General features: G+C 68.9%; 8 protein-coding genes. 2 read left to right on the plus strand and 6 right to left on the minus strand.

Annotated features, from left to right (window positions below; translation table 11 throughout):
- A partial coding sequence (locus AC3A46_RS19115) for a hypothetical protein (RefSeq protein ID WP_487666643.1) occupies positions 1 to 274 on the minus strand: 274 nt, incomplete at its 3' end.
- A gap of 165 nt (positions 275 to 439) precedes the next feature.
- Here AC3A46_RS19115 and AC3A46_RS19120 point away from each other — a divergent pair.
- The gene (locus AC3A46_RS19120; RefSeq protein ID WP_487666644.1) at positions 440 to 733 is read left to right on the plus strand and encodes a GIY-YIG nuclease family protein; all 294 of its coding nucleotides are present in this window, start codon (positions 440 to 442) and stop codon (positions 731 to 733) included.
- A 316-nt stretch (positions 734 to 1049) separates the two neighbouring features.
- On the opposite strand, the gene AC3A46_RS19125 is transcribed toward AC3A46_RS19120, so the two are convergent.
- From AC3A46_RS19125 to AC3A46_RS19145, 5 genes are all read right to left on the minus strand, one after another.
- Positions 1050 to 2621, minus strand: coding sequence for a lipopolysaccharide biosynthesis protein (locus AC3A46_RS19125; RefSeq protein WP_487666645.1), 1572 nt, complete (start codon positions 2619 to 2621; stop codon positions 1050 to 1052).
- Positions 2618 to 3907 carry a hypothetical protein gene (locus tag AC3A46_RS19130; RefSeq protein WP_487666646.1) on the minus strand — a complete coding sequence of 430 codons (1290 nt, stop codon included), beginning with the start codon at positions 3905 to 3907 and terminating at the stop codon, positions 2618 to 2620. Before AC3A46_RS19130 ends, AC3A46_RS19125 begins: the two co-directional genes overlap by 4 nt.
- Positions 3904 to 4953 carry an acyltransferase family protein gene (locus AC3A46_RS19135; RefSeq protein ID WP_487666647.1) on the minus strand — a complete coding sequence of 350 codons (1050 nt, stop codon included), beginning with the start codon at positions 4951 to 4953 and terminating at the stop codon, positions 3904 to 3906. Before AC3A46_RS19135 ends, AC3A46_RS19130 begins: the two co-directional genes overlap by 4 nt.
- Positions 4954 to 4977: 24 nt before the next feature.
- A complete protein-coding gene (locus AC3A46_RS19140) occupies positions 4978 to 5670 on the minus strand; it encodes a hypothetical protein (RefSeq protein WP_487666648.1) in 693 nt (230 codons plus the stop codon).
- Positions 5671 to 5775: 105 nt separating this feature from the next.
- Entirely contained in the window at positions 5776 to 5955 is a 180-nt protein-coding gene (locus AC3A46_RS19145) for a hypothetical protein (RefSeq protein ID WP_487666649.1), read from the minus strand.
- Between the two features lie 232 nt (positions 5956 to 6187).
- Between AC3A46_RS19145 and AC3A46_RS19150 the strand changes: the two genes are divergently transcribed.
- Complete coding sequence (locus tag AC3A46_RS19150) at positions 6188 to 7243, plus strand: acyltransferase family protein (RefSeq protein WP_487666650.1); 1056 nt, start codon at positions 6188 to 6190, stop codon at positions 7241 to 7243.
- Positions 7244 to 7375: the final 132 nt, after the last annotated feature.

Genomic DNA, 7375 nt, shown 5'->3' on the forward strand with positions numbered 1-7375 from the left:
AACTGACCGCGGCATAATCAAACAAGCTGACCCGCACGGTGTCGAGAAACTCCACCAACAAGCGGGACGTCACCCGCTCGTTCCTCGCTCGCTCAACGACCGGTACTTCACCCCCGCTCGTTGAGCGGAGGGCGCTCTGGCGCCCGCAGTCGAAACGCGTCGAGCACTCGGGAGTGTCGGGGTCGAGGAGCGGATGCCTCGGGTCGGTGCTACTCGGGGGTTCGGGGCGTTTCGACTCGCTCGTTCCTCGCTCGCTCAACGACCGGTACTTCACCCCCGCTCGTTGAGCGGAGGGCGCTCTGGCGCCCGCAGTCGAATCGCCCCGGGTTCGCGGGAACGCCCGGCCCGCGACTCCTCCACACGGGGTAACCGCAGCGCGGTGTGCACATACCGCAGCGTGCACGGCCCCCGTCGTGTCGAGCGCGAGCACGATCAACCCATGGCGTTCGTCTACATCCTGCGCTGCGCCGACGGCACGTTCTACGTCGGCAGCACCGTCGATCTCATCCGACGTCTCGAGGCGCATAACGCCGGCATGGGCGCGGCCTATACGCGGCGTCGGCTGCCGGTGGAGCTGGCGTGGGCGGGGGAGTACGCGCGCATCGCCGACGCCTTCGCGTGGGAGAAGCGCATCCAAGGGTGGAGTCACGCCAAGCGCGAGGCATTCATCACCGGAGGCATCGACGCGGTGATCGGTTGGAGCAAGCGCGGCTCGGTGCCGCCCGCGCCGTAGCCCGCCGTTGCGGGCGGGCGCGCGCGTTTCGACTCGCTCGTTCCTCGCTCGCTCAACGACCGGGTACTTCGCCCTCGCTCGTTGAGCGGAGGGCGCTCTGGCGCCCGCAGTCGAAACGCCCCGGGCATCCGAGATCGCCAGCGCCGTTTCGACTCGCTCGTTCCTCGCTCGCTCAACGACCGGTACTTCACCCTCGCTCGTTGAGCGGAGGGCGCTCTGGCGCCCGCAGTCGAAACGCCCCGGGCATCCGAGATCGCCGGCGCGTTTCGACTCGCTCGTTCCTCGCTCGCTCAACGACCGGGCGGGAAGGGGCGGGTCAGCGGTTCTGCTCAAGCTGGCGCTTCTCGATCTCGGCATCGAGCACATCGCCGGGCGTCGCCGCGTCCTCCAGCAGCACCGCCTCGACCGCCTCCGCAGCTTCCGGCGCCTGCTCGCGCGACTTCGGCTTGCGCATCTGCTTCACGAACCCCATGATCTGCGCAAGATCACGCCGATACGCGGGGATCAGCAGCAGCGGCCCGATCACGACCGCCCCCGCAAGCCCGCCCACCAGAATCTCCAGGATCGGCACCAGGTCGACAGCCCGCGTCGCGGCGAACGCCGCCCCGAACGCCAGCAGCGCAAACAGCAGCGGGCGCAGCACGGGGAACACGATGTCGCTGCCGCGCACGAACGTGCCGCGGATGGCGAACGCGAACCCGGGGATGAGGAGCAGCGCCGACAGGATGCCGTAGGTCAGGGCGAGCCCGTAGATCCCGCCCCACCAGATCCCGACGAAGAAGCCGACGACCACCAGCGGCCGCGCGACGAGGTCGTAGAGCAGCTGCTGGTGCGAGCGGCCCATGGTGATGAAGAGCCAGCCGCGCACCTTGCCGATGCCCTGCGCGATGCCGGCGATGGCGAGGATGCTGAACAGCACGGCGGCCTGCTCCCAGCCGGGTCCGAGGAGGATCGCGAACAGCGGCTCCGAGATCGTCGCGAGGATCGCGTACGTGGGGAGTGTCAGATACCCGATGACCAGCAGCGCCCCGCGGATGTACCGGCGGTAGCGGTCGCCGTCGTCCTGCAGCTTGCTCAGCACAGGCAGCGCGACGCGGCCGATGGGTCCGTTCAGCTGCTGCAGCGGCATGAGGAAGAGCGCGTACGCGCGCGAGTACTGGCCGAGCACTGCGGGCCCGAGCTGCTGGCCGATGATGACGGTGTCGGCGTTGCGCTCGACGTAGTTGAGCAGCTCGGCGCCGAAGATGCTGCCGCCCCGCGTGACGAGCGGCAGCACGTCGCGATGGATGCGCGGCCAGCCGGGGCGAGGGCGGAGAGCGACCCACAGCATGACGAGTCGTACGACCAGTCCCGTGCCGACCATGAGGATGAGCGCCCAGTAGCCCCATCCGAGCAGGCCGCCGGCGATGGCCGCCGCGACGCCGCCCACCATCGACACGACATCGATGCGGGCGAGCAGCGCGAACTTCAGCTCGCGCGTCGCGCGGGCCTGCAGGGGCATGGTGAGGCCGTTGACGATCAGGCTCGGAGCGATCACGAGCGTGATGAGCACGAGCTGCGGTTCGTCGTACAAGTCGGCGATCAGCGGCGCGCACGCCGCCAGGACCCCGCCCAGCACCACGCCGAGCCCGAGCGCGAGCCAGAAGAGGCCTCGCCAGGCGCGCTCCGAGATCTCGCGCGCCTGGATGATCGCGCCCGTGAGGCCGAAGTCGCGGACGAGGTCGATGATCCCCGAGATCGCGGTGACCATCGCGACCAGACCGAAGTCCTCGGGGCTCAAGAGGCGCCCGAGCAGCATGATCGCGGCCATCTGGATGAGGGTCTTGCCCCACATCCCGCCCATGGTCACGATGATGCCGCGCGAGGCGCGGTGGGCGAGGTCGGTCATTTCCAGATCGACTTCAGGTACGCGTCGGTGGGCGTCGGCGTGAGCGCGTCGAACTGCGAGGCGCCCCACGAGTCCATCGAGCTGTCGACCGTCCACTTGCCCGAGGCGACCGGGTTGCGGCTCACCGCCTGCCCGTACGAGACCTTGGTGTTCGAGACGCCGCCCCACTTGCTGCGGTACATCGAGCCGAAGATGTACGAGTCGTTCGCGTAGAGCTGGAAGTCCTCGCCGATCCCGTTGATGGCCTGCGCCATCGAAGGCGTGTCGGCCCCCGCGGGCGTCGGATACCGCACCCGAAGAGCGGTGGCCTGCGACGTGAGGATGCTGTGGTCCACCGTGAGGAACCGCGTGCCCTTGTTCGGGTCGTCGTCGCGCATGCCGCCGATCTGCAGGGCGCAGTTGAGGGATCCGAAGAAGGTCGTGTCGCGCACCGTGAGCCCCCGGTACCAGCCCGACCCGTACATCTGCAGGGTGTCGACGTGGTCGGTGGCGCCGGACGGGCGGAACACGGGGGCTGAGTAGCATCCGTCCCACACGCTGTCGGTGAGCACGCAGTCGGCGCCGGCGGCGTACCCCAGCGGGTCGGAGATGTCGGCCTTCACGTTGCTCATGACGATCTCGTACGCGCCGCACTCGCTCGTCGTCGCGCCGTACGACGAGGCCATGCTGAGGCCGTCCGACATGACGGACTGCGCCCACGCGCTGCGCGTGCAGTTGGTCAGCAGCACGTCGACGCCGTTGATGCGGGCGAACGTCACGCCGTACACCTCGCGCAGGCGAGCGGGCTCGGTGATGACGACCGAACCCCAGCCGTCGCGCGGTGAGACGAGCACGTTCTTCGCCCACTGCGTGCTGCCGAGCCCCTGCAGCACCGCCTTCGACCCCGACGAGGCGCCGAGGCCGGGCAGCGTGCCGGGTCGCACCTTGATGTGCACGCCCGCGGCCGCCTGCGACGCGGTCACCGCGAGCAGCGCGGTGCGGATCGCCGCCCACGTGCACGCGACCTCGACCGTCGTGACGGCGTCTTTGATCCACGGCGTGTGGGCGGGCCAGTGGGTGCCGTTCGGCCCGAACGAGCGCACTACGGCCGGGCGGGCAGTGCCGACGATCGCCGCGGGCGCGGCGGTCGGCGCGGCGGTCGCCGAGGCGGAAGCGGAGGGGACGGATGCTGTCGCCGTGGGCTTGACCGAAGTCTCGGCGGGTGCGCACATCGCGGTGGCTGCCGCGGGCGCGGCAACGGCGATGAGTCGGACGAACGATCGGCGGCTGAACGGGCGAGCGGTCATGGTGTGGGCCTTCCGTCGGAGGTGGACAGCGATCCGGAGGACGAAGCGGAAGTGCGAACAGCCCGCGCGGGCCACGCGAACAGGAGGTCGAGCGCGGGCAGCACGCGCAGCAGGTGCACCATCACGACGCCGGCGCCGAGCCCGAACATGAAGCCGACGGCGAGGGCGATCCACGCGTTCCCGGTGAGGGCGCCGAGGGCGACGCCGGCGCTGGCCGGCCACCAGTGCACGATGTAGTAGACGAGCGAGTCGCGCCCGACCGCGCGCAGGGGGCGCAGCATCCGTGCCGATCCGTATCGGCGTGCGAGCACGATGGCGATGCCGATGCCGCCGGCGGCGAACGGCGCCGACAGGGCGGTGTACCGTAGGCCCACGCCGACGGCCGCGGCGGCGACCGTGGCGAGGGCGAGTGCCGCGCACCCCCAGACCACCCAGCGGCGCGCGAGTGTGCGCTCGAGCGCGCCGACGTGCTGCGAGAACCACACGCCGATCATGAAGAACACCAGCAGCAGCAAGAACCGGCGCATGCCGAAGTCGGGCACGAGGGCGGCGGCGACGAGCGCTCCGGCGGCGATCCACAGCGGCGGCACGCGGGGCGTGACGAGCGCGACCATGTAGAAGAGGAACAGGTCGTACAGGAACCACAGGTGCTCGACCGGGTCGTACAGGGGCAGCAGCAGGTCCCACCCGGTGACGACGTGCGCGGTCACGCCGCCGATGATGCCTTCGCGGATGCCGAACCCGTACAGCAGCGCGAGCGCGATGATCGACCACACGAGGTAGGGCCAGAGCACGCGGCGCACCTTGCCGGTGACGTAGGCGCGGGGTCCGCGGGCGAGCGAGCCGGCGACGAGCAGGCCCGACAGGAACACCATGAGCGGCATGCGCACGGGGGAGAAGACCGTGTTGAGCACCCACGCGACCTCGGGTGCGCCGAGCGGAGACGAGCTGGCGAACAGGATGGCGTGGTTGAACACCACGAGGATGATCGACGTCCCGCGAAGGACGTCCATCCACTCGATGCGCGACTTCTCGACCGCTGCCATCAGGTGCCCCGAGCTGCGGCCCGCTCAGGTTCTCCGGCGCCGGCGCAACGCGATTCCGGCCACGATCGCCGCGCCCGCGGCGATCGTGGCAGCGACCGTCCAGCCCACCGCCGCCCCAGTTGCGGCGAGTGCCCCGTCCGCGGAGGAGTTCCCGGATGCCGCGGCGGCCGCCGGTGTGGTGTCGGGGTTGGGAGTTCCCGACGGGGTGGCCGTCGCCTCGGGTGCGGGCGTGAGTGGCGTGGGCTGGACGGTCGGCGTGGGGGAGGGCGTCGGCGTCGGGTCGCAGCCGATGACGGTCACGAGCGGGCTCGGATACGTGACGATGCCGGTCGTCCACGACGGGACGACATCGGATGCTGCGGCATACCCGTACGCGACCGCCGACGCATCGTCGAGGTCGGCGCAGGTGCGCCCGCCTTCGGTGACGTCGTACGTGCGCACTTCGCCCGGCTCGTAGCGACTCGGACCCCAGGAGTACTCGATGCCCTCGGGCGTGGTGACACGTGCGGCGCCCCACGCCGGGATCGATGATGCGTTGCGGGTGTACACCGAGATGTGCACCTCACCGGGTGTCGTGAAGTCGAGCACCACGCTCGCTTCGCCGAGCACCGGGCTGTCGGCCGATGCGGCCTGCGCGGCGACGAGTGCGCCCCCGCCGAGACCGAGAGCGATGGCGGTGGCGACGATGCCGACCCGTCTGTTCTTGCTGGTGTGCACGGTGTTCCCCCAACCCCAAAGAGAAACGCCCGGGGCCGTTCCCTCGGCTCCGGGCGGCGATGCCCCATCTGGGTGCCACGCTACGGCGATCCGGCGGGCGGGGGGTTACTGCCGCGTTTCGTCTCGGTTAAGCCCCGTGTTCAGGCGTTTGGCCTGCGGGGTGTCGCCGTAGAAGTGGCGGACGGACTCGCGGGAGTCGATGACGAGGAGCGCGTAGAGCGTGACGGCCGCGGTGGCGACGAGTGCGGCGAGCGCAATGGCGACGGTGACGATGGGTCGGATCACGGTGGGGGCAAGGCTCCGGTGAGGGATGGGCGAGAGGGCGGCGCGGCTCAAGCTTAGGTGCGGGTGGGTTCGGTACGTGCAGTTGTGCCCTTTGTGCGCTGTGAGGTTTGTGCTTAGCGCGGCGCGCCAAGCGGGGACGCCACGCGTGTCATCGCTGGGGTATGAAGGCTGAGCGACACCGACTATCTGTGGGCAATTGGTGGGATGGCGGTTGCCTATACGATCGCCTCTTGTGACGTCAACGGCAGCAACCTTGCGAAACACCTACGATCCGAAGCTCAACGGGCTCAATCTGGTGCGCCTCTTGCTCGCCGCCGGGGTGATCGTTTGGCACTCGTTCCCGCTAACAGGGATCGAGATCTCTTGGCCTCCACTGAGGCAACTGCTTGCCGAGGTATGGGTCGACGGGTTCTTCGCGATCTCCGGATTCCTCATCGTCGGCTCGTGGATACGTGACCCCCACTGGGTGAGATACCTGCGAGCGCGTGTGCTTCGCATTCTCCCCGCATTCTGGGCATGCCTGCTCATCACCGCGTTCGTGATCGCGCCCCTCGCCGCTGGCGTACTCGGCCCAAGCAACCTCTCTTACGTGGCGAAGAACGCCGCGCTATGGGTCTTCCAGTTCGACATCGCCGGCACCCCGGCCAACGTCCCATACGAAGGCGTCTGGAACGGGTCCCTATGGACCCTCGCTTGGGAGTTCGCCTGCTACATGCTCGTGCTCGCACTCGGCGCGCTCGGGCTGTTCAGAAGCCGCGCGACGCTGCTCATTCTCTTCGGCGCTTGCCTCGCCGGCACCGCAATCGTGTCGTTCGGATTGACCGACAGTTGGTGGATCGAGACCGCGTCCCGCTTCGGGATCATGTTCCTGGCTGGAGCGCTCGCCTGGCAGTACCTTGATGTCCTTCGCGCAAGCGCCGCGTGGGTCGCTGTCGCGGTGCTCGTGATCGTCGCGTCATTGTGGCTTCCCGACTACCGATTGTTGGCTGCCCTGCCGCTCGCCTACTTGGTCCTCGCGGCGGGCTTCGCCATCAAGCACGAACGCCTCCGGCTCCGCAACGACATCTCTTACGGGGTGTACATCTACGCATTTCCCGTGCAGCAGGTCCTCGCCATCTTTGGCCTTTGGACACTTGGCGTCGGGATCTTCGCAGCCCTCAGCGCGCTCGCGACATTGCCGCTGGCCATCGCAAGCTGGTTCCTTGTGGAGAAGCCGGCGCTACGGTTTAAGGGGAAGAAGCGGGTGTCCGTCGCCCCTTCAGCGCCGCAATCGGTCGACGCACTGTGAGCGCTGCGCTGTCACGTTGGCTACGCTCGCCATAGGCAAGCTTCCCATCGAACGTCTAAGTGTGATGTCCAGGGACGTTGTTGCGTGAATCGCGTGTGATCTGCTGACGGGCGAAGGCCTCCCGTTGCGAGA

This window comes from Microbacterium sp. Soil_C_42 (assembly GCF_057656735.1).